Here is a 26,095-nt window from a genome sequence, read left to right on the forward strand (position 1 = left end):
AGGAGAAATAGGTCTCTAAATCCCCCATGAACCAGAACACTAAACCACCCCAGGCAACCCCGCAACCGGAGAAAGGAACTCTAGGCGGCTTTGGCCTCCCGGCCCAGCTCAAGCGGCACGCGCAGCAGCGGATCCAAAGCCACAGCACGAGTGCACGCACGCACGATCTCTGAAGGCGAAGGAATCATACGCAGTTCTACCGCTTGGTCGGTGTTGTGCCGCACGGCAGACGCGAAGAGCTTCGGGGCAGCCGGATCGTCGGAGAATGCGCCTCCTGCCACCACGAGGGTGTCCGGTGCATGCTCAGCCACGAGGGAGGCGGCGATGGTGCCGAGGGAGCGGGCGCGGTCGTCGAGAAGCGCACGCGCATCTGGGTCCTGCACCGCGTCCGGGAGGGACTCTGCGCCTGCCGCGGTGAGCACGGCCTGGGTGGCCAGGGAATCCGGGGCAGTGAGCTCCAGCGGGGCAATCTCATCGCCGACGGTAAGCGCCGCACCTACCGTGTCATCCGCATAGAGCACCATGACAGGCTTTTCCGCGCCCATCTCCGTGGACTGCGTCTCCGAGCCCAGGATGGCGGGGATGACGGAGGAGACCACCACCGGCACGCCGAACTGGTACTGCACGCGGCTTGTAATGTCCATGCTGTCCCAACCCAGGTTGTGGGCGGTGACGTGGCCAGACTCGTCGACGCTACCGGACGTGGTCACCCCGACCGACACGAGCCGGCGGTCCACGCCAGTCATCAGACGGTTCATGCCTGCGATGATGTGCTCGATGATGTCGCCCTCGCTGAGGCGGGAAACCGGGGTCGCCACGTCCTCCTCGCAGAGCGTGCGGCCCTTGGTGTCGAAGAAAGCGATGCGCGTAAATGCCGTGCCCACCGCGATGCCGCCCAGCATCCAGTCATTATCCGCAACCTCCAGCGGAACGGTCGGGCGCCCACGCCCCCGGGACTGAGTGAGGTCAGTGCGTTCACGGATCAACCCAGCGCCCAGCAGCGCAGCGGTGGCGCGCGTAATCGTGGGTTGGGAGAGCCCAGTGGCTTCCACCAGCTCACTGCGGGTCACGACAGGATTGAGTCGAATGATGTGGAGGCACTTCGCCGCAGGGGTACGGGGGCGGGTGAACACGGGGCCGGACTTAATCATGTCGTCAAGTATAAATTCAACAGACCGCATTGTCTAATAGAAATTGGGTTCCAGTAGACATCATGGTCTAGGGGCGGGGCTGCGATAAGGTTGAAGTCATGAAATCTGTTGCTGTGTACTGCGGTTCGGCCGCCGGAAACTCGGAAGCTTATGCACAGGCTGCTCACGATCTTGGGGAGGAGCTCGCACGCCGAGACCTCACCTTGGTCTACGGCGGCGGCGATGTTGGGCTTATGGGCATCGTCGCGGACGCGTGCCTGGCGGCGGGCGGACACGTCATCGGGGTCATCCCGCAGCAGCTCGTTGACGTCGAGTTATCTCACCAGCACATCACGCAGCTCGAGGTCGTGGACACGATGGCGCAGCGCAAGACCCGCATGGAGGAACTCGCCGATGCGTTCGTGTGCTTGCCGGGAGGCGTGGGCACGTTAGAGGAGCTCACGGAGGTCCTCACCATGCAGCAACTGGGCAATATCGACGGTCCGGTGGGCCTGGTGGATGTGCAGGGCTTTTGGCAGCCCTTCGTGCACATGTATTCGGCGATGGTGCAGGAGGGCTTCGTTCAACAGCGCTTCCTTGATGCCCTCGTGGTGGAGCCGACGCCGGTTGGTGTGCTGGACGCTTTCGGTTCCTGGACCAACCCCGGCAGCAAATGGGGCAACAATTAGCTAACAACCTGGTAAAAAGGCGCGGCTGGGTTGGGCGAATGGGGAGGTTCTTCGTTAGACTTCGCCCTTATGAGTTTTGACCAGAACGCAGAGCGCCAGCCGTCGCTGTTGGACGCGTCGTGCGATAACTTCGTTCACGATCTCGCGCAGCTCACGCCTACCGACGCCACCGCGTGGGGCATTCCCGGCTTCGATGGGGAGCTGGAGGATTTCTCGCCGGAGTACTACTCCGCCGTGGCGGATCGCACCCGTGAAATGCTGGCGGATCTCGACGCCCTCGATGACACCACCGACGAGTCTGATGACGATGATGACTTCGACGAGGTGGATTACGTCACCGCCGAGGTTTTGCGCGATCGTCTCTGCTTGGACATGGACTTGCACCACGCCGGTGAGGACATCCGCTGCCTTAACAACATCGCCTCTCCGGTGCAGACTATCCGCGACACGCTCATGCTCATGCCGCATGACACTCCGGAGCAGCTCGACGCGTTGCGTTCACGTCTGTCGAAGGTGCCGGCGTCACTTAACGGGTACAAGGACTCCCTGATTGAAGCGGCGTCGCGTGGCATGGTGGCACCGCAGCGCCAGATCTCCGACGTGTTCGTGCAGAGCGAGCGGCTTGCTGACGCCGGCTCCATGCTCGAGGACCTTGGCCTCGACGCTGACTCTGCAGAGGTCACCAAGGCTAAGCAAGCGTTCGGTGAGTTCGCCGACTGGCTCTCCAATGAGCTGCAGCCGAAGGCCCCGTCGCAGGATGCGGTGGGCCGCGAGCGTTACGAGCGCTTCTCCAAGCTGTTTGTCGGTGACGCCGTGGACCTCGATGAGGCCTACGACTGGGGCCTGGACCAGGTGCGCTCCATTAAGGCGGAGCAGGAGAAGATTGCCCGTCAGCTCTATGGAGCTGACGTTACGGTCCGTGCGGCGATGCGCAAGCTCAACGAGGAGGAGCGTTACCAGCTCCACGGCACGGATGCGCTGGTGGAGTGGATGCAGTCCACGGCGGACCGTGTGATCAAGGACCTCAACGGCACCGCCTTCGACATTCCGGACGAGGTGTGCGAGATTGAGTGCTGCATCGATCCGGCTGGGACCGGCGGCATTTTCTACACCTCGCCGTCGGATGATTTCTCCCGCCCGGGCCGCATGTGGTGGTCGGTTCCTGCTGGTCAGGAGCTTTTCCACACCTGGCAGGAGCTCACGACCGTCCACCACGAAGGTGCGCCGGGCCACCACCTGCAGATTGGTGCCGCGCTGACGCAGCCGGACCTGAACTTGTGGCGCCGCGCGGTGACGTGGAACTCCGGCCACGGCGAGGGCTGGGCCCTGTACGCCGAGGATCTTATGGCGGAGCTGGGGTACATGGATGACCCGGGCTTCCGCATGGGGCTTCTCGACGCCCAACGCTTCCGCGCCGCCCGTGTCGTCGTGGACATCGGACTTCACTTGGGCAAGGCGCTGCCGGACTGCACCACCTCCGGCACCTGGGATAAGTCCCACGTCAAAACCTTCATGCGCGAGAACACCGCGATGGATGACGCCAACCTTAACTTTGAGGTCACCCGTTACCTGGGCTGGCCGGGCCAGGCCCCGTCCTATGCGCTGGGCCAGCGCCTGTGGAAGCAGACGCGCGATGCGGCCGTGGAGCAGGGCATGGAGGTCCGTGACTTCCACTCGGAGGCCTTGGCGTTGGGCTCGGTGCCGATGTCCATTCTGCGCGAGACCATCTTGGACTAAGATTTGCCAGACTCTTGGATTTATCCACACCTGACTCTTGGATTTATCCACTAGTGGCTCTGTAATTTATCCACCTTTTGGATAAACTACTCGGCATGTACCTTCCCCGAATCGTTGATGCCGAAGTCGAGAGAGGGCTTCGCGTCGCCGGAGCTCTCTTCCTGAAAGGCCCTCGTGCGAGCGGAAAAACTTCGACGGCGCGCCAGTTTGCTAAGTCTGTCATCCAACTTGACCGTGACACTCCAGAAGCAAACCTTGCGCGCATGCAACCGGCTTTGGGGATTCAAGGCTCACGGCCGCGACTAATCGATGAATGGCAGGTTGTTCCTGCAATGTGGAACGAAGTGCGCCATGCGGTCGATGAGTCGCGGGAAAAGGGGCAGTTCCTCCTCACGGGTTCTTCGACGCCTGAGGACGATGCCGCTCGGCATTCGGGGGCTGGGCGTATTCGCTCGATCCAGTTGCGTACGTTGAGCTTGGCAGAGCGAGGAGATTTGGCTGAACGCGTATCACTGGGCGCGATCATTAATGGCAGTCAGGATCCTACCGCTGGGACAGACGCCACTGTGGAAGACTATGCCCGCTGGATTGTTGCCGGTGGCTTCCCGGAGTTTTTCGGCCTTGATCCTCTAGATGCCCAAGAGGCGATGGAATCCTATATCACGGAGATGAGCGAGCACGATTACCCAGAGCTTGGCGGTCCGCGCCGCGATCCGCGCCGCTTCCAGTCTTTTCTTCGCGCGTATGCGGGGCTAGTTGCCCAACCGGCCACCGCTGCAGCGATTCGCAAACGCATTGGCGAACTCAGCAGTGCTGCCGCCATGCCGGCAGCAGAAACTGTCAACGTTATTCATGATTTTGCTACACGCCTGTTCCTAGTTGAAGACCAACCTGCGTGGTCGCCGAGGACGCGATCTAAGACGACTATGGTTCAAATGCCGAAGCGTCAGCTCGCGGATCCTGGTTTGGCAGCTGCATTGTTGGCGGTTGGGCCAGAAAAACTGCTTGGTGATTTAGAGACCTTGGGGATTCTCTTTGAGGCGCAACTAGTGCACGATCTGCGCGTTTATGCGCAAGCATTAAGGGCACGCGGAGTATTCCACTTGAGGGATATGAAGGGGCGCGAGGAGATTGACGCGATAGTGGAACTCCGGGACGGTTCGTGGGTGGGATTTGAAGCAAAGCTTTCTCACAACGAGGTCGATGCAGCGGCGGCACATTTGTTAAGAGTGGCAAAGAAGGTGTCCTCGCCACCGTCCGCTCTCATCGTGGTGATTCCGAGTGGTCCGGCCTTCCAACGCCAAGATGGGGTGTGGGTAGTTCCACTAGCGGCGCTTGCGGAATAAACCCAAGATTTGGGGCAGGTAGCCGGCCACGACGAGGACGATGATGAGCCGGATGATCTGCACCGCCACGACGGCGGGGCCGGCGCCGCCCTCCGCGGACAGAGCGAGGACGGTTTCCAGCGCGCCGGGCGAGGTGGCGAGGTAAGCCTCGAAGTAGGTGATGTGCAGCCACGCGGTCAGCGGCAGCGCGGTGAGCGCGCAGACGCCGATGACCACGACGATGAAGAGGATCGTGGCGGGAAGCTGCTTGGCAAAGGACCGCAGCGCCGGCACGGAGAGCCCGCCGCCGCAGACCCAGCCGATGGACATGAACGCCATAATCTTGAACACAAAAAGCGGTTCCAAGGTGTGCCCGGCAGGCAGGATCTGGGAGACAAGCACGGTCAGAATCAGCGGGCCCAACACCGCGGAAGCGGGCAGGCGGACGAGCTTGCCCAGGCGCTCTCCGAGGATCGCGATGGCGATGGTGAGCAGCACAATCCACCAGGTGACCTCGCCCTCGATGCTCATGTCGACACCGTGGCCAGCGGGGGCGTCGAGAAGCGAGACCACCAGCGGCAGGGACACCGACACCGCCAAAAGGCGCAGGTATTGGGTCAGCGCGACATAGCGATAGTCCGCCCCGAGCTCACTGGCCAGGGCTGGCATGAGCGAGGCCCCTCCCGGAAGCATCGATAAAATGCCGGTCTCCCAGGAAATGTCCTTCGGCTGGGCGCGGTGCAGCAGAACGCCACCGCTGACGCCGATGAGCACGGTGATGAGGGACATTGTCACTGCCGCCGGCACGAAGCCGAGGAGCGTGGAGGCAGGCACGAGGGTCAGCGGAATGCCGGCCATCATTCCGATGAAACCGCGGGCCATGGCGTAGAAGCGGTCATTGACGGTGAGCTCGGTGCCCGTGGTCAGGGCCATGGCTCCGGAGACCACGATGGCGCCCAGGATCCACGCCGCGGGGACGTGCACGTAGCTGAACAGCGCCCCGAGGGCTGCAGACCCCGGGGCAACAATGAACCACCGTGCACGCATAGACATGCCGTCGAGTTTAATAGTGGCCATGGACTTTGGATTGAGCGGTTGGGCCATTCTCACCATCGGCGCGGGCGTGGCCGGCTGGGTTGACGCCGTGATTGGCGGCGGCGGGCTCGTGCTTATCCCGCTCATCATGGCGGTGGCACCCCAGCTTGCGCCGGCGACGGCGCTGGCGACAAACAAGGTGGCGGCGGTGTCGGGAACGGCGTCGGCGGCTTATACCTTGGTCAAGAAAGTGCGCCCGCCGAAAGGTGAACTCATCCGAATGGGGCTCACCGCGCTCGTGTGCTCCGGGCTGGGTGCTGTGGCAGCCGCGCTCATGGACAAGGACGTCATGCGCCCGCTCATCATCGTTCTTATGGTGGCGGTGGGTATTTTCGTGGCGTTTCGTCCCGAGTTCGGTAGCGGCAACGGGGAAGGCCGGCGCGGTGGCTGGCGCACGTGGGCAGCACTCGGGGCCGTGGCGGCCATCGCCTTCTATGACGGCATCTTCGGCCCTGGCACCGGCATGTTCCTCATCATGGCGTTTACCGCCATCTTCTCTCAGAACTTCCTCACCTCCGCGGCGATGGCGAAGGTGGTCAACACCTGTACGAATGTCGGCGCCCTGGTGGTTTTTATCGCGGGTGGGCACGTGTTGTGGGCGCTGGCGCTCGTGCTGGCGGTGGCCAATATCATCGGTGCCCAGCTGGGCGCGCGGACGGTACTGGGCGGCGGTGCGAAGCTCATCCGCTACGCGCTGCTCACGCTCGTGGTCGTGATGAGTGTGTACCTGTCCTGGCAGCAGTGGGGTTAGAGACGGTTCTTCGTTTTCGCCGTGGCCACCGCGTTCCACGGGTCCTCCGGCCACGGGTGCTTGGGGTAGCGCCCACGCATGTCGGCGCGCACGCCGGCATAGGGCCCGGCCCAGAAGCTGGCAAGGTCATCGGTGACAGCGAGCGGACGGCCGGCGGGGGAGAGCAGGTGGAATTGCACGCGGTGGCCGCAGTATTCGGGGGATTCCGCCAGGCCGAAGCATTCCTGCAGTTTGATGGACACCACGGGCCGCTCACCGGACCAGTCGATGCGCGCGTTGCGGCCCGAGGGCACAGGCAGGCGCTCAGGGGCGAGCTCGTCGAGGTGGCTGGCTTCGGGCCAGGGTAGAAGGCGCTGCAGGGCGGGGTACATGTCGGGCTTCTGCCCTTCGGCCAGCTGGCGCAGTTCCGGTTCGAGCCACTCTAGGCTGGCGCTGTCACTATCGACGTCCGGCCACGGCTCACCATAGGCCGCCCGCAGGTGGCGCAGGCGATCGCGCAGGTTCTGGGCCTTCTCGCTGAAGTGGAACAGGCTCAAACCCTGGCCAGAGTTGCGCAGGGCCGCCACGGCTTCGTCGCCGGAAACCTTCACCGGGGTTTCAGAAAGCACGATGGCGCCGGCTGCGCGCACGCGCACGCCGCGGACCTTGGAGCCGTCGAGGAAAGCGCGGGTCTCCTCGGTGACGCCGACGATATCGAGGGCGTCTTGTTCCGTGATAGGTTCGGCCGCGCGGATGATGGCGTTGCCGGCATTGGACAGCGAGACCTCGGCGACGGCGAGCCACTCGTGGCCGCGAAGCCCCCGTGCGTCAGCGGAATCAAGGACCCGGGCGCGGGTGCCGCTGGCCAGAAGGTGCTCCTTGTCCGCCACACGTTTGGCCACGAACTCGGGGAAGGCCGTGGCCACGACCACGCCGGGGTCCACCGGACCCTTGTTGGGCACGAGGTGCGCGAGGCGCTTCGGATCGGAATCATCGAGGCGCGCAATCGTGCTGGCCGCGCCAGCACCGTGCTGGAGAAGCGCGGCTCCCCAGCGTGGGTGCGTCGGCAGCAGCGCCAGCTCTTCGGTGGCGTGGAGGGAGGAGAGGGTGCGGTGGGCGTCGGCAAGCGCGGCGGCGGGAGGGGGATCCAGGAGGGGGAAGTCCGGGCCCGCGCCCCAGCAGTCCATAAAAAGTGCTGCCTGCGTGAGGTCAGCCGACAGGATCTCCGGGGTGACGTGCGGGGAAAAGTGCTGGTAATCGTCTTGTGAGTAGCAGCGGATGACGGTGCCGGGCGCCTCACGTCCGGCACGGCCGGCGCGCTGATCCGCGCTGCTTTTCGACGTCGACACCGTCACCAACCCACTCATCCCGCGCTGCGCATCGCGCTTAGGCACACGCGAAAGACCAGCATCGATGACGGTGCGCACGCCCGGCACGGTGAGCGAGGACTCCGCGATGGAGGTGGCCACGACGATACGTCGCTCGGTGGTGTAGAGCGCGGCGTCCTGCTCTTGGGTGGTCTGACGGCCGTGCAGGGGATAAGCGTTGTGGCCGGCGAGCGCCTCGCAGACGAGGTTGACCTCGCGCACGCCCGGCACGAAGACGAGCGTGGACTCGTGCTGCCTCGCCGCGATGTCTGCCACGCCTCGATAGAATTCTCTATCCCCCGCCGCCCGGCCGGGCACGGGTTCATACGTGATGTCGAGCGGGTAGGTCACAGCCTCCGTGGTGTGGATGGGCGCACCGCCCATGAGCTGGGAGAAACGGGCGGCGTCGACAGTCGCAGACATGGCGATGACGCGGAAGTCCTCGCGCAGCTGCGACAACTCGAGACACATGCCGAGGACGAGGTCGGTGTCGAGCTGGCGTTCGTGGACCTCGTCGATAGCCACGGCGGCAACGCCCTCGAGCTCCGGATCACGCAGGAGGCGGCGCAGCAGCACGCCGGGCGTGACGAACTCGACGTCCTGGCCTTTGCGGGAATCCCCTCGCACCGCGTAGCCAATGCGCTGGCCGGAAAGCTCCTGCAGGCGGTTGGCCGCCGCACGCACCGCCACGCGGCGCGGCGCGGTGACGAGCACGGTGCCGTGTACCTGGTTGGCCAAGGCCGGCGGGACGAGGGTGGTCTTACCCGTGCCCGGTGGGGCCTGGACCACGACGTGGCCCTCGGAAGGAAGTGAATCGATGGTTTCGAGGACCGGCAGGCCGCGGCCAATGGTGGCGAGGTCAAACACAGTGGAATTCTAGCCTTCGAGCTTCCGCACCACGCGCCCCGGGGAGCCCAGCACCAGCGACTTGTCCGGAATATCCGTGGTCACCAGCGTATTCGCGCCCACGACGCAGTCCTCACCGATGGTGACACCCGGCAGCACCGTGACATTCGCGCCGAACCACGTGTTGCGCCCGACGCTAATCGGCTTGGCAATCTCCCAGCCCTCCTCGCGCCGGCGGTGGTCATCCACGGGGTGGCCGACGGTAATGAGCGAGCAATTCGGCCCTATCATGACGCGATCCCCCAGGCTGATCGGTGCCTGGGCCAGGATGGTGGCGCCAAAATTGATGAACACGCCGCGGCCCACCGTGACGTTGCGACCAAACTCCAGGTTGAGCGGTGCATGGAGGCCGGGAATTTCAGACTCGGGCGAGAGCAGCGCGCGCAGGATCTCCTTCGCGCGTTCATGGTCGGTGTTCTGCAGCTCGTTGAGCTCCTTGACCAAGCGGAAGCCGCGTTGGTGCTCCGCGCGGACCTCCTCATTAACGCCTGGCATGAAACACTGCCCGCTGGCCATGCGTTCAAAGGATCCGGTATCAGGGTGAGTCATGCTCACCATCCTATTGTTTTGCCCTACTCGCGGGTGAGAACGTCAAGGGCGGCGCGGTGAATGAACACTTTCCCGCGGCCCTGCTGAATCTCTTCCAAAATTCCCAGGTCAACCAAGTGGGCTAACCATGCGCTGGCGGTTTGGCGCTTGACGACGCCCATCTCCACCACGTCCGAGATGCGGACGTAAGGCTTGATGAGGATTAGTTCAGCCATCTCGTGTGGCTGGCTAATGACACCCGCAGCGCGTATTTCATGTGCGGTGTTCTCCTGGATGGCACGGAGTTGGGTGATCATCGAGGAAGCGTCGTCCGCCGCCGCGTACACGCCATGGATCATGAAAAGGAGCCAGTCCTCCCACGCTCCCTCAGCCGTCACGGCATTGAGGTAGCGATAGTACTCAGCCTTATTGCCGACGATATAACCGGACAAATACAAGACTGGAAGTTCAAGGAGTTTCTCTTGGATGAGATGGAGGACATTGAGGATACGGCCGGTGCGTCCGTTGCCATCGTAGAAGGGATGGATTGCCTCGAATTGATAGTGAAGGAGCGCCATTTTCACTAGCGAATCCACGTTATGGCTGGAATAGATATAGTCCTCCCATGCCGCGAGGTGACCTTCGATAATTTCCTTGCCTTCGGGAGGCGTGTAAAGCCGCTGCTGCGTAACGGGGTTACCGATGAAAGTTCCAGGCAGGGAACGCACCTCGGCCTGGGTATCTAAGAGCGTGCTACAGACAATCTTCGCTGTCTTTTCCGATAGAGGACGCTGCGATAACGAGGACAAGCCTGCATGTAACGCGGAGTTATAGCGGAGAGCCTCCTTCGTGGCAGGGGAGGGCTCGGTATCGACCTGCCACGCTGCACGAAAGAGCTCGTCGTTAGTGGTGACGATGTTTTCGATCTCGGAGGAAGCGCGCGCCTCGCGCAGCGGGATCGTGGAGGTGATGATCTCCGGATTCGGGATGAGTTGGCACGCGGTACGCAGTTCAGCGAGCTTTTCTTTGGCGTCGATGATGGCCTTCAGCACCGGGACAGTTTCCACGACGTCCGCAGGCGGGAGGGGAGGAAGCTCGTTGTAGGGAATTTCTGGACTGTAGGTTGCCATGGCAAAAGAATAGACATGTTGGGCGGATATGTCGATTTTTTCCGAAATTTTAAACATATCCCGGCGACGTGTCGATTGCGTCGACATATCCGCGTACGCTCGTGGCAGAACAAACGTTGACGTGCCCACTACCTAGTGGGGGCACACCTTGAGGGCGGAAAGGCTCACTGACATGGCAAAAATCGGCATCATCCTTGGCTCTACCCGCGAGGACCGCGCCGGGCAGGCTATTGCTCAGTGGGTCGCTGACCTGGCCCACGGCCGCAACGTCGGCGACGTGGAGTATGAGCTCGTCGATCTCAAGGCCTTCGATGTCCCTGTTCTCACCACGTCGGTCATTCCGATGGCGGCCAACAAGAAGTATGGCGATGAGAGGGTCCAGGCCTGGTCCGATGCGATTGATGCCTGTGACGCGTATATCTTCGTCACCCCGGAGTACAACCGTTCCGTGCCGGGCGCATTCAAGAACGCGGTTGATTCCCTGGGCGCCGAGTGGGTAGGCAAGCCCATTGCCTACGTAGGCTACAGCTTCAGTGGTGGCATCCGTGCGGTGGAGGCCTGGCGCCTCGTCATGGCGAATTTCTCCATGACGCAGCTGCGCACCCAGCTCGACATCTCACTCGCCACCGATATGACGGAGGGCGAGTTCACCCCGGCTGATTTCAAGTCTGAGATCGTGGCAAACATCTGCGCCGAGCTGGAAGAAGCCCTATCCTAAAACGCATGGCAGATACAGCACGCGTCGCGGTCGTAACAGGGGCATCGTCGGGGATTGGGGAGGCGTCGGCAAGAGCATTGGCTGCCGATGGTTGGCATGTCATCGTCGGCGCGCGCCGCGTGGATCGCCTTGAAGCCCTAGCCAAGGACATCGGCGGCGAGGCCTATGCGCTGGACGTGACCTCAGACGAGTCTGTGGCGGAGTTTGCCTCCCACCTCGATCATGTTGATCTACTGGTCAACAACGCCGGCGGCGCCAAGGGCCTAGAGCCCCTCGTGGAGACGACCGTCGAGGATTGGCAGTGGATGTACGAGGTGAACGTCCTCGGCACCGTGCGCATGATTCAGGCGCTCATGCCCAAGCTGGAGGGTGGCCTCATTATCAACATGGGCTCTGTCGCCGGCTGGAACGTCTATGAAGGCGGCTCCGGATATAACGCCGCGAAGCATGGCGTGCGCGTGATTTCTCGTGCGTTGCGCATTGAGGAGCATGGCGTCCGCGTTACCGAGCTTGACCCCGGACGCGTAGCCACGGAGGAGTTCTCCCTCAACCGCTTCCGCGGTGACCAAGCGCGCGCGGAGGCCGTCTACGATGGCGAACTTAATCTCACCGCGGAGGACATCGCCGAGGCTGTGCGCTGGGTGGCCTCCCTGCCGGAACATGTCAACATTGACACCATGACGATTAAGCCGCGCACGCAAAGTTAAATTATCTGTTTCGCTGCAGGTGAGATGCTTCCTACACTGACGTGCGTAAATATCAACGCATGTGAACGTGGGGGTGTTAGGTGGCTCTCAGCGCCCTAGTGGCCTTGATGGGTGTGTGGTTCGCGGCGATGGCCTCGCCGGGACCGGATGTGGTGCAGATAATTCGTTTAGGTGCGCGTTCCACGCGCGCTGCCGTATGGGCAGCCATTGGCAGTACGACGGGCTTGGTGGTGTGGACGGTGGCCTCGCTGGCGGGGTTGACCGCGCTGATTTCGACGCATCCTGTCACCCTCGTAGCACTGCAGGTTGCTGGTGGTGGCTATCTGCTGTGGATGGCTTTTTCTGCCATTAGCGGTGGCATTAAGGAGCGTCGGGCGCCGGCGACTGTGGTGGGCACCGAAAAGAGCGCCCCACAGCCGCGCGGATTTACCCCGGACGGGATCATCAAACTTGGTACCGCGTACCGCATGGGCTTGGTCAGTGATCTCTCTAACCCCAAGGTGGTCATTTTCTTCGGCGCTATCTTTGCCAATTTTATTGACCCCGGCATGGGATTCGGCGCCAACGCCGTGGTGGGCTCCGTGCTTATCGTTGAAAGCCTCATGATTTTTGTCGGCGTCGCGCTGTGCACCCGTGCGGTGTCGAAGTGGATGTCGAAGAACTCAGCTAATGTAGATATCTTCAGTGGCGTGGTGTTCGCGCTGCTTGGTGTGATCATTTTGGCTGAGGGCATTCGCGGGGTCCTGGCTCTCTAAGCGCACTGGTGGCTGGGTATGCTGGGCGGCATGCTAGACGTCTCAATTAGGGGAGAATCCATCAAGCTCGGCCAGTTCCTCAAGCTGGCCTCCTTGGTCGCCACTGGCGGCGAGGCGAAGGAGCTCATCGAGCAGGGCGAGGTTACGGTCAACGGTGAGGTTGTCACGCAGCGTGGAGCCACGCTCGCGCTTGGTGACGTCATCTGTGTCGCTGACACCTGCGTTCGCGTCGCCGCCGAGGACGACGACGATGACTACTTTGACGAAGCCACGGCAGACGATGACTTCGACCCGGAAAAGTGGAGGAACCTCTAATGCCAGCTTTTGAAGCAGAAGTGGGAATGCCCTACTGGATTACTCTGGCGTCCTCCGATGTGAAGGCTTCGGAGAAGTTCTACTCGGCCGTGTTGGGCTGGGAGTTTGAGGAGGGCATCGCCCGCCTGCAAGGCCTGCCCATCGCGGAGATTGTTCCTGGTCAGGACACGTGGGCTACGTACTTCCTCTCCCGCGATCTGGAGGCCGATTGTGCCCGAGTGGAGAAGCTCGGTGGAAAGATCTTGGCGCTGGGTGCGCCGCTTGCCCTCGTGCTTGATAACAGCGGTGCCATGTTCGGTTTGGTCCAGCCGGAGCTCGATCGTTTCGTGGCCGGCGGCGAGCCGGGTACCCCGGTGTGGCACGAGCTGGCAGTGTCGGAGAACCTCCGTTCCGCTGTTGACTTCTACGGTGAGCTCTTTGACTGGGAGATCCGCGGCGATGAGGACTACGCGCTCGCGGAGGAGGAAGGCGCTGCCTTTGCTGGGTTCTGGAAGGCCGAGGGTTTGCCCAGCTTCTGGCAGACCTACCTGGGAGTGCGGGATGTGGACCAGGCAGCCAAGGCCACCGTGGACAATGGTGGTGAGGTTATCCGTGAACCTTATGAGTCCCCCTTCGGCCGCCTGTGCCTCATCGCCGATTCGACGGGTGCCACGCTGACCTTGTGCGAGGTCGAGGACGCCCCCGACGAACCCATCGAGATCTAAAGAACAACAAATGAGCACCGATACGCGCGTGGATGATGTGCGGGCAGTCGTGCGCCGCATCCCGCCCGGCAACGTCTCCACCTACGGCGAAATTGCCAAGGTGGCTGGCGTGGGCGCTCGCTATGTGGGTTGGGTGATGTCGAAGGGAGCTGACCTGCCCTGGTGGCGCGTGGTCAACAGCACAGGCCGTACCCACTCTTCTGCTGCCCAGGACCACTGGGATGCGGAGGGGATTCCACACAACGGAAATCGTGTAGTGCTGGCGGAGTGTGGGCTGGATGCGGGGGATCTGGGAGACGTCGGCAAGCATGCCCCATAAGTGAAAGGACACGTGATGCGCGCCTGGTTTTTCCTCACCGTCGCCATCCTCAGCGAGGTCACCGCGACGCTGTGTCTCAAAGTAGCGCTGGAGCACCCGGTGGTCTACGGCGTCGTGGTGGTGGGCTATATCGTGGCGTTTTCTTCGCTGCACCAGGTGCTGCGCTGCGGCATGCATGTGGGCGCGGCCTATGGCATCTGGGGTGCCACGGGCGTGGTCCTCACCGCGGGGCTGTCCGCGCTCTTCTTCGGCGAGCAGCTCACACCGCTCATGCTGGTGGGCATGGCCTGCATCATCGCTGGCGTGGCCTGCGTGGAGATGGGCGGGCGTGAGCCGAAGACAGAGCTGACGGAGGTGACGCCGTGATCTGGCTTGCTCTTGCCATCCTGATTGAAGTGGCCGGAACATTGGGCTTGCGGATGCTTGCCGTACACGGCCACAAGGCCTGGATTGCGTGGGTCGTGGTGGCGTACGTGTCCTCTTATGCTTTCTTGTCGCTCGCGCTGCGCGCGGGCATGCCGCTCGGCGTGGCCTATGGCATCTGGACCGCATCCGGCGTCGCGCTCACCGCGCTGGCCTCCTATGCGCTGTTTCGCGAGCCGTTTACGTGGCTCAAAGGACTGGGCGTGGCGCTGATTATTGGGGGAGTACTCCTTGTGGACATGGGGTAAACGCCGTGGCGAGGACTAGGCTGTGACGTGTGTTGACAAAAACTGGAGCTTTCGCGCTCGCCCTCACCGCCACCCTCGCTGCTGCGCCAGCAGCCCAGGGGATGACCTTTGACCCAAACAAGGTTCCGCCGCGCACCCAGATGACCGTGCGCTATGCCGACGGCAACGTCGTCTCCACGCCCAACAGCCACGAGTCACGCCCAGCCTTGAGCCTGGTGAAGTTGTACCTGGGCACGTGGGTGCTCAAATACGGTGCGCCGGAGGACAAAGCCCGCGTGGAGAACATGATTCGCTTCTCCGAAGATGCCACTGCGGGTGACCTGGAGCGGAAATATCCGCAGGCTATCCCGTCCATCATCGCGGAGTATCACCTGGGAGAGACCCACCACAACGGCTACTGGGGTCTGACCACGACGTCAACAGAGGATCTCGCGCGCTTCGTGGGTGTTATTTCAACGGATCCGGCTGCCGCTCCCATCATGAAGGGCATGGCCACGGCAGCGCCCGCAGCGGCCGATGGTTACCGCCAAGATTTCGGCACCGCGCAGATACCCGGCATTCTGGGGACGAAGTTTGGCTGGTCGGATGACCGCCAGGTGCATGCCACCGCGTCCTTTGGCCCGGGCTATACCGTGGCGGCGAACACCTATGGCTCCCCAGCCGACCTCACCGCGGATGTCCTTGGGGCCGTCGAGGTCCTGCCCGCAGCACCCCAGGTGCCCGCGCCACCAGCCGCGCCGACGCCGCAGGACCTGCGCGATCGAGCCTGCGAGGAGCTCAAGCGCCGTGTACCGAGCTCCTCTCATGTGTGCTAATCATACGAACCTGATATATGTTCGCCCGGGTGATTTTCACCCTCCAGCCGCGCCGCGCCGGGGGACGCCCTACAGTCCTGAAGGAACCCCTGCGCTCCCTTACCACGATCGCCGCCACCGTCGCGGCGATTGTGCAGGGCCAGTTCGACTAATTCACTGCAGGCTCACTGCTCCCGGCGAGTGTGAATAGGTGTCATCGGCCTTGGCAAGGCGGTGGGCGCGGATGCCAAGGTAGATGACCAACGGGTACATGATGAGTGCCACCAGGATGTACTGCGCAATCAGCTGCCAGGTCGCATCCCACATGTAGTTCCACGCGAAGTGGAGACAGAAGGAGACGAACAGCGCGCCCACGCCGATGCCGAGGCGCCACCACCAGGGCTTATGGGCGGCATAGATAGCCCAGCCAATGCCGAAACCGGCGATGGCCGTAAAACTCATGTGCAGGCACGGACCTGCCACGAGGCGCAGGCCCCACATTTGCAGCATGCCAATCCAGTCCGAGGTGGGGTGCATCAAGGCGCCCATGGAAGCGTAGAGGGTATTTTCTAAGACTTCGAAGCCCCAGCCCACGAGCGCGCCCACGATAAACCCGTGCCAGGGGCGGTTGAGCTGGCGGAAGCTCAGCAGGACGAAAACCACGCCGAGGGCCTTGGCGAATTCCTCCGGATAGGCGCCGCCCCAGGACATCATGGACTCCTCCCAGCCGATGCCGACGCTGAGATCGGTAAGTGGTGTGGCGGTAAGTAACGCGAGAGATACCGCGGCGCCGGCGCCCCACAGCACGCTTGCCGACGCCCACCCTTTCCCCGGCCGCGCCCACATCGGACTCCGGCTCCACAGGAAAAGGCCCAGTGCGAGGAAGCCCACGCCGATAAGCACGCTGACTAGGCCTGGCAGCGGCGCGACGAAGAAGGTCACGGCTAGGTTGAGCAGTGACCACGGCAAGCACAGGCCAATGATGATCCACAGGGTGACTCGGAAAATCTTGCTCATCGGAAGGCCTCCATAAACTGTTCGGCGAGATCGGCGGGCTCACCATCGGAGAAGATGATCTGATAGTTGAGGTCGCCTTTGGCGACGCTGAAGGCGTAGATCGGAACGACGTCATACGTTCCAAGGACAAGGATGCCGTCCTGATCCGTGACCTCCGATTCCGCCGGCATGCGTCCAAAGGATGTGGCGCGTACCCCTCGGCGCAGGGCGAGAGCATCGTCGTCGACGCCCTCGGTCACATAGGCCTCGACCAAGGTATCGCCACAGTCCCACGCCTGGTTGGCCATGGAATCATGGTTGACGCTGCACTTGAGGCCGTCGATGGGCTGGCGCCAGTCGGGGTCATCCAGCACCACGTCTTCGAGCTCAGGTTCCTGTTCTGGCAGGGCCAGGCTCAGCACTGCGGGCGTACCGAGGACGAGGACGGTTGCGCCCAGCACCGCGAAGAAGGGCCCTGTCATCTTCGCCGGCGGGAAACGATAGGAAGTCATGGGCACCACATTAACGCGTGCTTCTGACATAGAGTGAAGTGCATGAAGGATCTGTACCAATTTGTTAATGGCCCCTGGATTGAGTCCCACGTGATCCCCGATGACCGCGCCGTCGATGGCACGTTCCACGCGCTGCGCGACGAAGCCGAGGAGCTCGTCCACGAGATTGTCAAGGAGGACACCGGACGCCCCGGCACCCTGTATGCCTCCCACATGGATACCGAGGGTGTGAACGCTGCTGGCACCGCACCGCTGGCCGCCGATCTAGACAAGCTGGTTGCCGCCACCCCGGAAGAGCTGGCCCACAACCTGGGCAAACTCGAGCGCGAGGGCATTGGCGCTCCGGTGACGTTCTGGGTGGAGAAGGACTCCGGCTCCGAGGAGGCGGTGGCATACATTATTCAGTCCGGCCTGGGTCTGCCCGATGAGGCCTACTACCGCGAGGAGGCCCACGCTGAGATCCTCGCCGCTTACGAGAAGCATGTGGAAGCCATGCTGGGCTTCCTTGACCCAGCGCGCCTCTTCGGCCTCGGCGCGGAGGCAGCTGCAACCCGCATCGTGGCTCTGGAGAAAGAGATCGCGGCTGGGCACTGGAATGTGGTGGCTGCCCGCGATGCGGTGAAGACGTACAACCCGGTGGACGTCGATAAGCTGCCGAGCATTACCCGTGCCATCCTGAACGGTGGGGGCCTGCCCGAGCACCGCGTGGTGGCCATGATGCCCTCCTACTTTGAGCACCTCGAGGGCCTGTTTACCGTCGGCCGTATGGCGGATTGGCAGCTGTGGGCCACGTGGCACATCCTGCTCTCCCGTGCACCGTACCTCACCGAGGAGATTGGTAAGAACAACTTCGAGTTCTATGGAACGACTCTCTCCGGCGCCACGGAGCAGCGTGACCGCTGGAAGCGCGCTGTGGGCTTGGCGGAGAACATGGTGGGCCAGGAAATTGGCAAGGTTTTTGTGGATAAGCACTTCCCGCCCTCCTCGAAGTCGGAGATGGATGAGCTCGTGGACTACCTCACGGCTGCCTACCGCGAGCGCATCTCCCAACTGGAGTGGATGACCCCGGCCACGCGCGAGCGCGCGTTGGAGAAGCTTTCTCAGTTCAAGGCCAAGATTGGCTATCCCGACACGTGGCGTGACTACTCTGACCTGAAGTTCTCACCGAAGGGCGCGGACCTAGTGGCGAATGTGCGCGCAGGTAGCGCCTGGAACCACGACTATGAGCTGGCCAAGATTGGCAAGCCGGCTGATCGCGATGAGTGGTTCTCCACCCCGCAAACCGTCAACGCCTTCTATAACCCGGTGGTCAATGACATCACTTTCCCGGCCGCTATCCTGCGCCCGCCGTTTTATAACCCGGACGCAGATGCCGCGGAGAACTTCGGCGCGATTGGCGCGGTCATCGGCCATGAAATCGGCCACGGCTTTGACGATCAGGGCTCGCAGTATGACGGCCAGGGCAACCTCAATTCCTGGTGGACCGAGGAGGACCGCGCCGCTTTTGAGAAGCTCACCGCCAAGCTCGTGGATCAGTATCAGGGAAAGGTGCCGAAGGTGCTTGAGGGCACCGATTCCGCGGGTGTGAACGGCAGCTTTACCCTCGGAGAGAACATCGGTGACCTGGGCGGACTCGGCATCGCCGTGGTGGCCTACAAGAACTACTGCGCAGATAAGGGCCTAGACATCAACGGCCAGGTAGCACCCTTCGAGGCCGAGGGTGCCGAGCCGGAACTGGCGGAGCACGAGTACACCGGTCTGCAGCGTTTCTTCCTGGCATGGGCGCGGGTGTGGCGCACGGCTATCCGCCCAGAGATGGCGACCCAGTACCTTGCCATCGACCCGCACTCCCCGGCGGAGTTCCGCTGCAACATTATTGCGGACAACATTGATGAGTTCTACGAGGCTTTCGATGTGGAGGGCGGCATCGCGCCGGAGGAGCGCGTCACTATCTGGTAGTACCCTTGGGGGCCATGAGTGAGTGGACCATCGGCGGCCAAGACCGCCAGCTAACGCCGGAACAGCAGCTGGAGCAGCTCTCCTCCTACATGGAGGTGCACTACCCGTTGCCGGACTTCCGCCCACCGTGGGCCGGTGGTGGCTCGCCGGAGGCGGATCGCTATTGCGCACTGCTGCCGGACCGCATCGTGCAGGCCTCCATGATGGTGCTGGGCTCTGCGGTGGATCATTCGCTGCCCGGAACTGCCTTCACGGAGGGCGTGACGGTCACGGAGTCTGAGGTCGGCGCGGTCTTTACCCCGTCCGATGCTGACGGCAGCCGCTGGGCGGTATCCCTGCATTCGGGTGGCTGGTGGCGCGGTGATGGGCAGGCACTGGAGATGCAGTGGCGCCCTGAGGTTGCCGCGGCGGCGCAGCTGTCGGGCACGACCATCATTGATGTGGACTATCCGCTCGCGCCCGAGCACACCGTGGCGCAGATGGTCGAGTCCGTTCAGAAAGCCATCGACTATGCCCGCGCCCAGGGCGCTGAGCACGTCACGGTGTGGGGTTATTCTTCCGGCGCGGCCCTTGCGGCGCTGGTGCCTGCCGACGCCCTCCTGGCCACCTACCCCGACTTTGGCGCCCTAGCCAAGCTGCCGGAGGATATCCGCAATAACTACGCCATTGACGTGGAAAAGCTCCCCGGTGTTTACTCGCGCATCCTTGTGCAGACCGCGCTGCAGGACGAGATTGCTCAGCGCGTGGAGATCCCCGGGGCGGAAACAGCCGAGTACGTGTCGATGCACCGCATCTCCACCCCAGCGGTAGCTCGCCAGCGCATTACAGAGACGGCGGAGTTTTTGAAGTCCGCCGCTTCACCTGCCTAGATTGTCAGTTACTGCTCCCACTCGGGGCGAATTTTCATCTCTGAGTTCTTCCACAGCCCGGAGCGCTGGATGACCTCGAGGTCGATATCCGCCTCCGCTGGGGCCTCGCCCAGGGAATTGGTGCGCAGCTCGTATTTCTCAATCGAGCCCCAGTCGCGCGCCCAATCGTTGGTGAGGTAGCTCGGGATCTCGTAGGAGTAGTTCACAGCCTCCGCGGTAGCCATCGCACCGCCACCGGAGAAGGACTGGAAGTCCGTCAGGGAGGTCTGCGCGGCGGCGTCGGGAAGAATGCGGAACTCCGGAATCTCCGTCACGCCCGCATAGTGGTCAAAGGTGCGCTGGCAGGGGAACTGCAGCGCCACCGACCAGTCCAGCAGGGCCGGGGTCTCGGCATCGAACTGCGAGTTGATAGAGGCCAGCTCCGGAACGCGCGGCGGGGTAAATGCCATCCAGTCGTCCTCGTCGGTGGAATCATCAACCGCAACGAGGCGCACAACGTTGGCCTCCTCAGGAAGGTCCTTGCGGGCGATGCGGAGGTTGCGCCACTTGGGGGTTGCGCCGACGTCGGAAAGCTCGGCTTCACCTTTGTTCGTCACCGTGCCATCCTTGAGCGTGCCGTACTCCAAGGTGAGTTCGGTGCCCTCCTGCTCCACGCCGTTGACATCATGGTGGTAAATCTTGCCGGCGGCGGACACCGCCAGAACGGGGGTGTCCTCGGTCTCCTCCGGCAGGTTGTACCACTGTGTCGTGATGGTGGCGGTGGAGCGCTGGGATTCCGAATAGGAGCCCATGACCGGGACCTTCGTGTAGTCCAAGTTGAAGGGCAGGTGCATCTCCGAACCATTCACGCCGCGGGTACCACGCACACCACCCGCGGAGGAATCGGTGACCTCGGTGGCCTTCTCCTCGTGTTCGGCGGTGCCGGTGGTGGTGGCCTCCTTCTGTTCATTGGAGGTGGCGGCGCTATCCCCGGTGCTGTTCGCAATGGCGCCTACCGACGCCGAGTTGAGGTTCTCCGGCTCGATATCCTCCTTGATCAGGTTGGGGCCGAAACCGTAGTTGTCTTCCTTCTTGTCAACGAGCGAATCCTTGAATTCTCCCTTGACGGGCGTGAGGAAGGCGTCGTTGGTGTTGGTCTCCACCAGGGTGGAATCTGCCAGTGAGCAGGTGTCTCCACGCAGGGACGCCAGGTTGCCCTTGCCCACCGAGTAGGAATCTGCTTGGGCCACATAGCCTTTGGCAAAGGAAGCGCAGGAGAACGCCACGATGAGGGCGCAGGCGATAGCGATCGGCGCTGACATAGCACCAGCCCAGCGCGAAACCTTGGCCGCGGACGCCTTCTCAAAGTCTTCGAGTGTGCCGTTGGCCTCGGCCTTGTTCTTGCGGTAATCGTGGATGAGTGACTGGTACAGGCCAATCGCCAGTACCACCATGCCGATGGCCAGGACGACGGTATTGGCCTCAATAGCCTTGAACTGGACGGTGCGGTCCCACCACGGGATGCCGAAGGAGGACACGTACCACCAGGCATTCCAGCCGCCCAACGAGATAGCCATGAGGAAAATGACCGCGGCGATGGAGAAGGTGCGCGCACGGGGCGAGCGCAGGGCGATCTGGGAGAGCACCACGGAGCCAAGCGCGGCGATGACACCGGCAATACCTGCATAGATACCGAAGTGGTGCGTCCACTTCGTTGGGGTAAACATGAGGAAGAAAGCCGAGAGCGCCATGATGGCCAGCAGGCGCTGGGTAGGTCCGACCTCCGCGCCGACCACGCGGTGGTTCTTGATGAAGGCGTAGATGATGAGCGCCAAGCAGAAGATCATGGTGAACATGGCAAAGCGGCGCGTGAGCGAACCATCCACGGAAGGCTCAAAGAGCGTGGCGTAGCGCACGAACTCGGAATACCACGGCAGGGAGGGGCCGACCTGGGAGCGCACGCGTGTGGACTCGAGGACGCTGGCCAGGGTCTGGTCACCAAAGGCCGCCACCATAACGGCCGTGCCGCTGGCGAGGAAAGGCGCAATGAGAGCTAGCCAGCCCACCTGCGGGGCGCGCTCGCCCATGATGCGGAAGAGCGCCGGGAGGCAGACCAGGAAGATTCCCACAGCGGTGAGGCCCGTGGGGCCTGCCGCCAAGGTAATGCTGGCCACGATGGTGCCCACGGCAGCAGGCAGAAGGCGGTGCGTGGAAATCGCGCGTTCAAAGGAAGCCCAGGTCACCATGACGCCCAGCGCCACGATGGGCTCGGGGCGAATGCCGTTGTTGTAGGGCAGCCAGAAGGCCAGGAACATTAACGCCGCGGTCCAGTGCGCGAGGCGCCGGTCATTGACGCGACCGCCAAAGCGCGGCAGCATCTCCCGCGAGAGGATAAACCAAATGATGAGCGCGGAGATCAGCGATGGCAGGCGCACAACAACAGATGTGCTGGACAGCTGCGCCAGCCAGGCGACGAGGTCATAGTAGGGCGCGCCAAACGGTGCCTCAGGAACGCCGTACCAGCGGTAGTAGTTCGCCATATAGGTCGCGTGATCCGATACGCGGCCCATGGTGAGGATGAAGCCATCGTCCGACGTGTTGGAGCCGAAGATGTACCACCAGCCCAGGACTGCGGCCACCACGCCATCGAGCGGGCGAATCTGCGTCCACGTCTCCGGCATAAAGCCGAAGCGCTTGCCGTCGAGACGGTCGATGCGCCACAGACATACAAGGCTGATCACGACCATGGCCAAGCCCAGCCACATGGCGATGAGCTTCAGTGCTGTTGGTGACGAGGTGAAGCGGGAGTTGACCTCCACGTGGATGCGCAGGTCGCTGTCCAGCGCCTGCAGGTTCTCCGGAGTGTTATCGATCTCGGTGTAGACACCGGTGACCTGCGGGCGCAGGTCCTCCTCGGAGGTCTTCGAGTACGTGCCCAGTGAGACAGTGGTGGCCTCTTCGGTGGAATCGATGCGGAGGGAGGCGTCGTCAGGCAGCTTGGCCACCTGCTCCGGGGTAAGGGAGAACACTACTTCATCGAGGCTGGTCACCGACAAGCCATCCTCGCCGGCACGGACGAACATGCCGCGGTTGGAGGCCTTCTTCGACTCCGGCGGGATGGTGCCGTAGAGCAGGTCCTGGCCATCGCGCAGCTTGTCGACGGCCACCAGTGGGATCTCTGCTTCAATCTCCTCCGGCGCCACTGAGATGAGCGGTGCGTTGATGGACTGCAGGGAGTCCTGCTGCGGCCAGTCGAAGGAGGACTGGGTCTGATTGACTGGCAGCAGTGGCGTGGCTACAAAGCACAGGAAGCCGATGAGTCCGGCAATGATGGCGGTGAGCCGCAGGGACTGCGGTGCTGAGGTTTTCCTATCTGACACGGCGATCAGTCTACGTCACTGCCTCGCCTTATTGAGAAACGCTCTTAGGAACGTGCCGCCACAACGAAGGGACCGATCTGGGTGGTTTCCCAGCCCTTCTCAAAGACATCTGGGTTGAAGAAGACGGCGCGGTAGCGCACGTTGGGCTGGTTCGGGTAGATGTCTTCCGCCAAGTGCGTCTTGTAGCCATCGCCCGGCTCTTCCAGATCGCCGCGGAAAATGAGGACATCCGGCCCACGCCACGGAGATGAATCGAGAGACTTCGCAAATTCCTCTGGGTTCTGCTCCCAGGACCGCTTAGCCCAATCTTCAATCTGCAGGTTGCGGGTGTTGAACTCACCGAGCGGGTTGGCGTAGTGACTGGTGAATGCGTTGAACCCGTAGTAGGGGTTGTACGCCATGAAGAGTTTTTCATCCGTGAGCACCACGGTGTCCGCGGCTTCGTAACCTTGTGCATCGATAAACTGGCGAATCTTGCCGTAGTTGGCAGCAGAATCACTGGTGTAGCGGTCAGCGCGTTCGCCGTAGCCGTCGGTGTCGGTGTAGGCATGATCCAGCGCTGTCTCGTTGGTGGCCGGAATCTGCTGTGCGTAGTAAATGCCACCAATGCCCAAGATGAGGGCAAAGGCCGCCGTAACGCGCTTGCTCATGCTTTCAGTGAAGCGCTCCGGATACAGCGTGGGAAGGCCCATGAGGCGGACGTCCGCGAGTGCGAGGATACCGGCTGTGGCGAAGAGGACAACCACCATAACTTCGAGGCGGAATCCCAGCAGCGTGTGACCTGCCAGCGTCATGACCATGGACGCCACCGTCCACAGGTAGGTTCCTACGAGCGCGGTGCTCAGTGCGCGGAGATCTGGCTCATCGATGCGCAGCACGAGGTAGACCAGGCCGATGATGCTGAGCAGTCCGATGACGGACAGCGACAGGAATGGCGCTGGGATTTGGGTGCCTTCCTCCGGAAGGTAATGCTGCGCTGCGGATTCCAAGGGCGCGGAGGCACGGAGGACGCCGTTGATGTAGGGAGCCCAGGCAATGGCTGCGATGGCCAGTGAGCCTGCGGCAATCGCAGCGAGGTGCACGACGGGCTGCCACGTGCGCTCGGAGACGCAGACGACGAGGGCGATGAGGCTGACGATGGTGAGCGCGACAGCACCCGTGTACAGCGTGTAGAAACACGCGGAGATGCCCAGGTAGAGGGCAATAGCAAGAGTGGAAAGCCAGGAGCCGTCATATGCGCGGGAGCACAGGATGGCTACGGCTGGAACGCCCATGGCGATAACCGCCGAGTAGGGCTCCTCAGCACCGATGGTGAGCGTGATTGCAGTGGTGGTCAGCGCGATGGCGGTGGCCACGGGCAGAGAAGCGACTAGGCGCTGCCACAGCGGAACCAAGATGCAGCCGGCCACCGACAGGGAGATCAGCGCCCATGGCTGATACACCTCCCAGCCGGGCATAGAGAGAAGGTTGGCCAAGCGGCCGCCCATCCAGAACCAACCCAGGGGGTAGAAGGTGGGCAAGCCCTCGTAGTTCATGTCCGCATACGAGCTTGTCTCCGTCAGTCGCGTCAGGAACTGGGTGCGGAACACCTGGTCCACCTGGACGCCGTCGAGCCAGAGGCGCGAGGCTGATAGTGGCAGGCCGATGGTGGCCAGGGTGAGGAGCGCGGGGGAGAGGTAACACACGGCAGTGGTGAGCCAGGTGCGCCAGCGCGGGCGCTGGTTGACCGCATCTTTGTGCTCATCGAAGAGCCACCACACGCACAGAGCTCCGACGAGGCCGACAGTGAGCACCGTGCCCGTCGTGCTCAACGCACGAGTGACCATGGACGTGCTAAACGCCGGTAGAGAGACCGTCTTGAAGGCAAAGAACCCGAGAAGGGTGACAAGGCCGCCGCCGAAAGCGGCGGCGACGATGCCCACGAGGCAGGCGCGACGTGACAGACGGTCGACGTCATATTCCATGGCGGGGGACTCAGTCATGCTACAAGTCTCCCACACGCCACGGACTTAGAGGAACTTTAGAACGGTAGCTTTCGGAAGATCGCCTGTGGGATGAACTTGAAGCCCAAGGACACGTACTCGAAGAGCGGGTGCACGTAGATGGATTGCTTACCGTCCAGAACGGCCTTGACGGTGGCCTTGGCCACGTCAGAGACGTTGACGGTCAGCGGAGCTTCGCCGGCATCCGCCGACATCTTCGTGCGGACTTGGCCTGGGCGGACTACAAGCACCTTAGCGCCGGAACCGCGCAGGGCCTCACCGAGATTGATGAAGAAGCCATCGACACCAGCCTTGGAGGCACCGTAGACAAAGTTGGAGCGACGCACGCGCATGCCCGCGACGGAGGACAGCGCCACGATGGTGCCGTGGCCCTGCTCCTTGAACTTCTGCCCCAGGAGCACGCCGAGGGACACCGGTGCGGTGTAGTTGGTCTGCGCAGAAGCCACGGCCTTGGCCTGGTCCTGCCACAGTTCTTCCTGGTCGCCCAAGGTGCCGAAGGCGACGATGGCGATGTCGACGTCACCACGCTCAAACGCGCGCTTGATGACGCCCGGGTGGGCCTCGAAGTCCGTAGCGTCAAAATCGATGACCTCAACGTCAGCACCGCGGGATTCCAGGGTGGCCTGTGCCTGCGCGATGCGCGGGGAGTCCGGGCGAGCAGCGAGGGTGACCTTGGCGGGGCCGCGATCGAGGAATTCCTCGACGATGCCCAGGCCGATCTCGGAGGTGCCACCGAGAAGGAGGATGTGTTGTGCTTGGCCTACTGCATTCAGCATG

At 62.6% G+C, this 26,095-nt stretch carries 26 protein-coding genes; 16 read left to right on the forward strand and 10 right to left on the reverse strand.

The features are described from left to right. Positions 1–80: 80 nt before the first annotated feature. Positions 81–1,151, reverse strand: a complete 1,071-nt coding sequence (locus HMPREF3149_RS04110; RefSeq protein ID WP_070536829.1) for an ROK family protein — start codon at positions 1,149–1,151, stop codon at positions 81–83. Positions 1,152–1,249: 98 nt separating this feature from the next. On the opposite strand from HMPREF3149_RS04110, the gene HMPREF3149_RS04115 reads away from it, so the two are divergent. The 3 genes from HMPREF3149_RS04115 to HMPREF3149_RS04125 all read left to right on the forward strand — a co-directional run bounded on the left by HMPREF3149_RS04115 (position 1,250) and on the right by HMPREF3149_RS04125 (position 4,902). Continuing rightward, on the forward strand, positions 1,250–1,819 hold the full coding sequence (locus HMPREF3149_RS04115) for an LOG family protein (RefSeq protein ID WP_070536830.1): 570 nt from the start codon (positions 1,250–1,252) through the stop codon (positions 1,817–1,819). A gap of 69 nt (positions 1,820–1,888) precedes the next feature. Next, positions 1,889–3,556 (forward strand): DUF885 domain-containing protein, encoded by a 1,668-nt coding sequence (locus HMPREF3149_RS04120; RefSeq protein ID WP_070536831.1) that lies wholly within the window; start codon positions 1,889–1,891, stop codon positions 3,554–3,556. Positions 3,557–3,651: 95 nt separating this feature from the next. Next, positions 3,652–4,902: an ATP-binding protein gene (locus HMPREF3149_RS04125; protein ID WP_070536832.1), complete on the forward strand. Its 1,251-nt coding sequence runs from the start codon at positions 3,652–3,654 to the stop codon at positions 4,900–4,902. On the opposite strand, the gene HMPREF3149_RS04130 is transcribed toward HMPREF3149_RS04125, so the two are convergent. Beyond that, the gene (locus HMPREF3149_RS04130; RefSeq protein WP_042528719.1) at positions 4,882–5,958 is read right to left on the reverse strand and encodes an AbrB family transcriptional regulator; all 1,077 of its coding nucleotides are present in this window, start codon (positions 5,956–5,958) and stop codon (positions 4,882–4,884) included. The genes HMPREF3149_RS04125 and HMPREF3149_RS04130 overlap by 21 nt on opposite strands. Here HMPREF3149_RS04130 and HMPREF3149_RS04135 point away from each other — a divergent pair. Continuing rightward, entirely contained in the window at positions 5,957–6,727 is a 771-nt protein-coding gene (locus tag HMPREF3149_RS04135; protein WP_070536833.1) for a TSUP family transporter, read from the forward strand. The genes HMPREF3149_RS04130 and HMPREF3149_RS04135 overlap by 2 nt on opposite strands. Here HMPREF3149_RS04135 and HMPREF3149_RS04140 read toward each other — a convergent pair. Genes HMPREF3149_RS04140 through HMPREF3149_RS04150 form a run of 3 tightly spaced genes read right to left on the reverse strand, consistent with a single transcriptional unit; the run spans position 6,724 to position 10,637 of the window. Then, the gene (locus HMPREF3149_RS04140) at positions 6,724–8,940 is read right to left on the reverse strand and encodes an ATP-dependent RNA helicase (RefSeq protein WP_070536834.1); all 2,217 of its coding nucleotides are present in this window, start codon (positions 8,938–8,940) and stop codon (positions 6,724–6,726) included. The genes HMPREF3149_RS04135 and HMPREF3149_RS04140 overlap by 4 nt on opposite strands. Before the next feature lie 9 nt (positions 8,941–8,949). After that, a complete protein-coding gene (locus HMPREF3149_RS04145) occupies positions 8,950–9,528 on the reverse strand; it encodes a sugar O-acetyltransferase (RefSeq protein ID WP_246819941.1) in 579 nt (192 codons plus the stop codon). Positions 9,529–9,551: 23 nt separating this feature from the next. Next, a complete protein-coding gene (locus HMPREF3149_RS04150) occupies positions 9,552–10,637 on the reverse strand; it encodes a Fic family protein (RefSeq protein WP_246819942.1) in 1,086 nt (361 codons plus the stop codon). Positions 10,638–10,809: 172 nt separating this feature from the next. Between HMPREF3149_RS04150 and HMPREF3149_RS04155 the strand changes: the two genes are divergently transcribed. The 10 genes from HMPREF3149_RS04155 to HMPREF3149_RS14005 all read left to right on the forward strand — a co-directional run bounded on the left by HMPREF3149_RS04155 (position 10,810) and on the right by HMPREF3149_RS14005 (position 15,793). Next, entirely contained in the window at positions 10,810–11,355 is a 546-nt protein-coding gene (locus HMPREF3149_RS04155) for an NADPH-dependent FMN reductase (RefSeq protein WP_070536837.1), read from the forward strand. A 5-nt stretch (positions 11,356–11,360) separates the two neighbouring features. Then, entirely contained in the window at positions 11,361–12,062 is a 702-nt protein-coding gene (locus HMPREF3149_RS04160; RefSeq protein WP_070536838.1) for an SDR family oxidoreductase, read from the forward strand. Positions 12,063–12,142: 80 nt separating this feature from the next. Beyond that, entirely contained in the window at positions 12,143–12,817 is a 675-nt protein-coding gene (locus HMPREF3149_RS04165; RefSeq protein ID WP_070536839.1) for a LysE family translocator, read from the forward strand. Positions 12,818–12,847: 30 nt separating this feature from the next. Next, complete coding sequence (locus HMPREF3149_RS04170; protein WP_070536864.1) at positions 12,848–13,132, forward strand: RNA-binding S4 domain-containing protein; 285 nt, start codon at positions 12,848–12,850, stop codon at positions 13,130–13,132. Beyond that, positions 13,132–13,836: a VOC family protein gene (locus tag HMPREF3149_RS04175; RefSeq protein WP_070536840.1), complete on the forward strand. Its 705-nt coding sequence runs from the start codon at positions 13,132–13,134 to the stop codon at positions 13,834–13,836. The genes HMPREF3149_RS04170 and HMPREF3149_RS04175 overlap by 1 nt, the downstream gene beginning before the upstream one ends. Positions 13,837–13,846: 10 nt before the next feature. After that, positions 13,847–14,155: an MGMT family protein gene (locus HMPREF3149_RS04180; RefSeq protein WP_042528736.1), complete on the forward strand. Its 309-nt coding sequence runs from the start codon at positions 13,847–13,849 to the stop codon at positions 14,153–14,155. 15 nt (positions 14,156–14,170) lie between these two features. Beyond that, positions 14,171–14,521 carry a DMT family transporter gene (locus HMPREF3149_RS04185; RefSeq protein ID WP_070536841.1) on the forward strand — a complete coding sequence of 117 codons (351 nt, stop codon included), beginning with the start codon at positions 14,171–14,173 and terminating at the stop codon, positions 14,519–14,521. Beyond that, positions 14,518–14,826 carry a DMT family transporter gene (locus tag HMPREF3149_RS04190; protein ID WP_070536842.1) on the forward strand — a complete coding sequence of 103 codons (309 nt, stop codon included), beginning with the start codon at positions 14,518–14,520 and terminating at the stop codon, positions 14,824–14,826. The genes HMPREF3149_RS04185 and HMPREF3149_RS04190 overlap by 4 nt, the downstream gene beginning before the upstream one ends. A 29-nt stretch (positions 14,827–14,855) precedes the next feature. After that, positions 14,856–15,641 carry a hypothetical protein gene (locus HMPREF3149_RS04195; protein ID WP_070536843.1) on the forward strand — a complete coding sequence of 262 codons (786 nt, stop codon included), beginning with the start codon at positions 14,856–14,858 and terminating at the stop codon, positions 15,639–15,641. Between the two features lie 29 nt (positions 15,642–15,670). Further along, positions 15,671–15,793: a hypothetical protein gene (locus HMPREF3149_RS14005; RefSeq protein ID WP_256366409.1), complete on the forward strand. Its 123-nt coding sequence runs from the start codon at positions 15,671–15,673 to the stop codon at positions 15,791–15,793. A gap of 1 nt (position 15,794) precedes the next feature. On the opposite strand, the gene HMPREF3149_RS04200 is transcribed toward HMPREF3149_RS14005, so the two are convergent. Beyond that, on the reverse strand, positions 15,795–16,637 hold the full coding sequence (locus HMPREF3149_RS04200; RefSeq protein ID WP_070536844.1) for a PrsW family intramembrane metalloprotease: 843 nt from the start codon (positions 16,635–16,637) through the stop codon (positions 15,795–15,797). After that, positions 16,634–17,128, reverse strand: a complete 495-nt coding sequence (locus HMPREF3149_RS04205; protein ID WP_070536845.1) for a hypothetical protein — start codon at positions 17,126–17,128, stop codon at positions 16,634–16,636. The genes HMPREF3149_RS04200 and HMPREF3149_RS04205 overlap by 4 nt, the downstream gene beginning before the upstream one ends. 42 nt (positions 17,129–17,170) lie before the next feature. On the opposite strand from HMPREF3149_RS04205, the gene HMPREF3149_RS04210 reads away from it, so the two are divergent. Next, a complete protein-coding gene (locus tag HMPREF3149_RS04210; protein ID WP_070536846.1) occupies positions 17,171–19,087 on the forward strand; it encodes a M13 family metallopeptidase in 1,917 nt (638 codons plus the stop codon). A 14-nt stretch (positions 19,088–19,101) separates the two neighbouring features. Then, positions 19,102–19,956 (forward strand): alpha/beta hydrolase, encoded by an 855-nt coding sequence (locus HMPREF3149_RS04215; protein ID WP_070536847.1) that lies wholly within the window; start codon positions 19,102–19,104, stop codon positions 19,954–19,956. A gap of 8 nt (positions 19,957–19,964) precedes the next feature. On the opposite strand, the gene HMPREF3149_RS04220 is transcribed toward HMPREF3149_RS04215, so the two are convergent. The 3 genes from HMPREF3149_RS04220 to HMPREF3149_RS04230 are packed head-to-tail and all read right to left on the reverse strand — an operon-like array spanning position 19,965 to position 26,094. Continuing rightward, on the reverse strand, positions 19,965–23,315 hold the full coding sequence (locus tag HMPREF3149_RS04220; RefSeq protein ID WP_070536848.1) for an arabinosyltransferase domain-containing protein: 3,351 nt from the start codon (positions 23,313–23,315) through the stop codon (positions 19,965–19,967). 44 nt (positions 23,316–23,359) lie between these two features. Next, complete coding sequence (locus HMPREF3149_RS04225) at positions 23,360–25,297, reverse strand: galactan 5-O-arabinofuranosyltransferase (protein ID WP_070536849.1); 1,938 nt, start codon at positions 25,295–25,297, stop codon at positions 23,360–23,362. 38 nt (positions 25,298–25,335) lie between these two features. Further along, positions 25,336–26,094, reverse strand: coding sequence for a decaprenylphospho-beta-D-erythro-pentofuranosid-2-ulose 2-reductase (locus HMPREF3149_RS04230; protein ID WP_042528754.1), 759 nt, complete (start codon positions 26,092–26,094; stop codon positions 25,336–25,338). Between the last annotated feature and the right edge of the window lies 1 nt (position 26,095).

Origin of the sequence: Corynebacterium sp. HMSC05E07, from assembly GCF_001807225.1 — a bacterium.
Classification (GTDB): Bacteria; Actinomycetota; Actinomycetes; order Mycobacteriales; family Mycobacteriaceae; genus Corynebacterium; species Corynebacterium singulare.

Coding starts and splice junctions, on each gene's coding strand:
- HMPREF3149_RS04110 (WP_070536829.1), bottom strand. CDS start 1,151: ATGATTAAGTCCGGCCCCGTGTTCACCCGCCCCCGTACCCCTGCGGCG.
- HMPREF3149_RS04115 (WP_070536830.1), top strand. CDS start 1,250: ATGAAATCTGTTGCTGTGTACTGCGGTTCGGCCGCCGGAAACTCGGAA.
- HMPREF3149_RS04120 (WP_070536831.1), top strand. CDS start 1,889: ATGAGTTTTGACCAGAACGCAGAGCGCCAGCCGTCGCTGTTGGACGCG.
- HMPREF3149_RS04125 (WP_070536832.1), top strand. CDS start 3,652: ATGTACCTTCCCCGAATCGTTGATGCCGAAGTCGAGAGAGGGCTTCGC.
- HMPREF3149_RS04135 (WP_070536833.1), top strand. CDS start 5,957: ATGGACTTTGGATTGAGCGGTTGGGCCATTCTCACCATCGGCGCGGGC.
- HMPREF3149_RS04130 (WP_042528719.1), bottom strand. CDS start 5,958: ATGGCCACTATTAAACTCGACGGCATGTCTATGCGTGCACGGTGGTTC.
- HMPREF3149_RS04145 (WP_246819941.1), bottom strand. CDS start 9,528: ATGACTCACCCTGATACCGGATCCTTTGAACGCATGGCCAGCGGGCAG.
- HMPREF3149_RS04150 (WP_246819942.1), bottom strand. CDS start 10,637: ATGGCAACCTACAGTCCAGAAATTCCCTACAACGAGCTTCCTCCCCTC.
- HMPREF3149_RS04155 (WP_070536837.1), top strand. CDS start 10,810: ATGGCAAAAATCGGCATCATCCTTGGCTCTACCCGCGAGGACCGCGCC.
- HMPREF3149_RS04160 (WP_070536838.1), top strand. CDS start 11,361: ATGGCAGATACAGCACGCGTCGCGGTCGTAACAGGGGCATCGTCGGGG.
- HMPREF3149_RS04170 (WP_070536864.1), top strand. CDS start 12,848: ATGCTAGACGTCTCAATTAGGGGAGAATCCATCAAGCTCGGCCAGTTC.
- HMPREF3149_RS04175 (WP_070536840.1), top strand. CDS start 13,132: ATGCCAGCTTTTGAAGCAGAAGTGGGAATGCCCTACTGGATTACTCTG.
- HMPREF3149_RS04180 (WP_042528736.1), top strand. CDS start 13,847: ATGAGCACCGATACGCGCGTGGATGATGTGCGGGCAGTCGTGCGCCGC.
- HMPREF3149_RS04185 (WP_070536841.1), top strand. CDS start 14,171: ATGCGCGCCTGGTTTTTCCTCACCGTCGCCATCCTCAGCGAGGTCACC.
- HMPREF3149_RS04200 (WP_070536844.1), bottom strand. CDS start 16,637: ATGAGCAAGATTTTCCGAGTCACCCTGTGGATCATCATTGGCCTGTGC.
- HMPREF3149_RS04205 (WP_070536845.1), bottom strand. CDS start 17,128: ATGACTTCCTATCGTTTCCCGCCGGCGAAGATGACAGGGCCCTTCTTC.
- HMPREF3149_RS04210 (WP_070536846.1), top strand. CDS start 17,171: ATGAAGGATCTGTACCAATTTGTTAATGGCCCCTGGATTGAGTCCCAC.
- HMPREF3149_RS04215 (WP_070536847.1), top strand. CDS start 19,102: ATGAGTGAGTGGACCATCGGCGGCCAAGACCGCCAGCTAACGCCGGAA.
- HMPREF3149_RS04225 (WP_070536849.1), bottom strand. CDS start 25,297: ATGACTGAGTCCCCCGCCATGGAATATGACGTCGACCGTCTGTCACGT.
- HMPREF3149_RS04230 (WP_042528754.1), bottom strand. CDS start 26,094: ATGCTGAATGCAGTAGGCCAAGCACAACACATCCTCCTTCTCGGTGGC.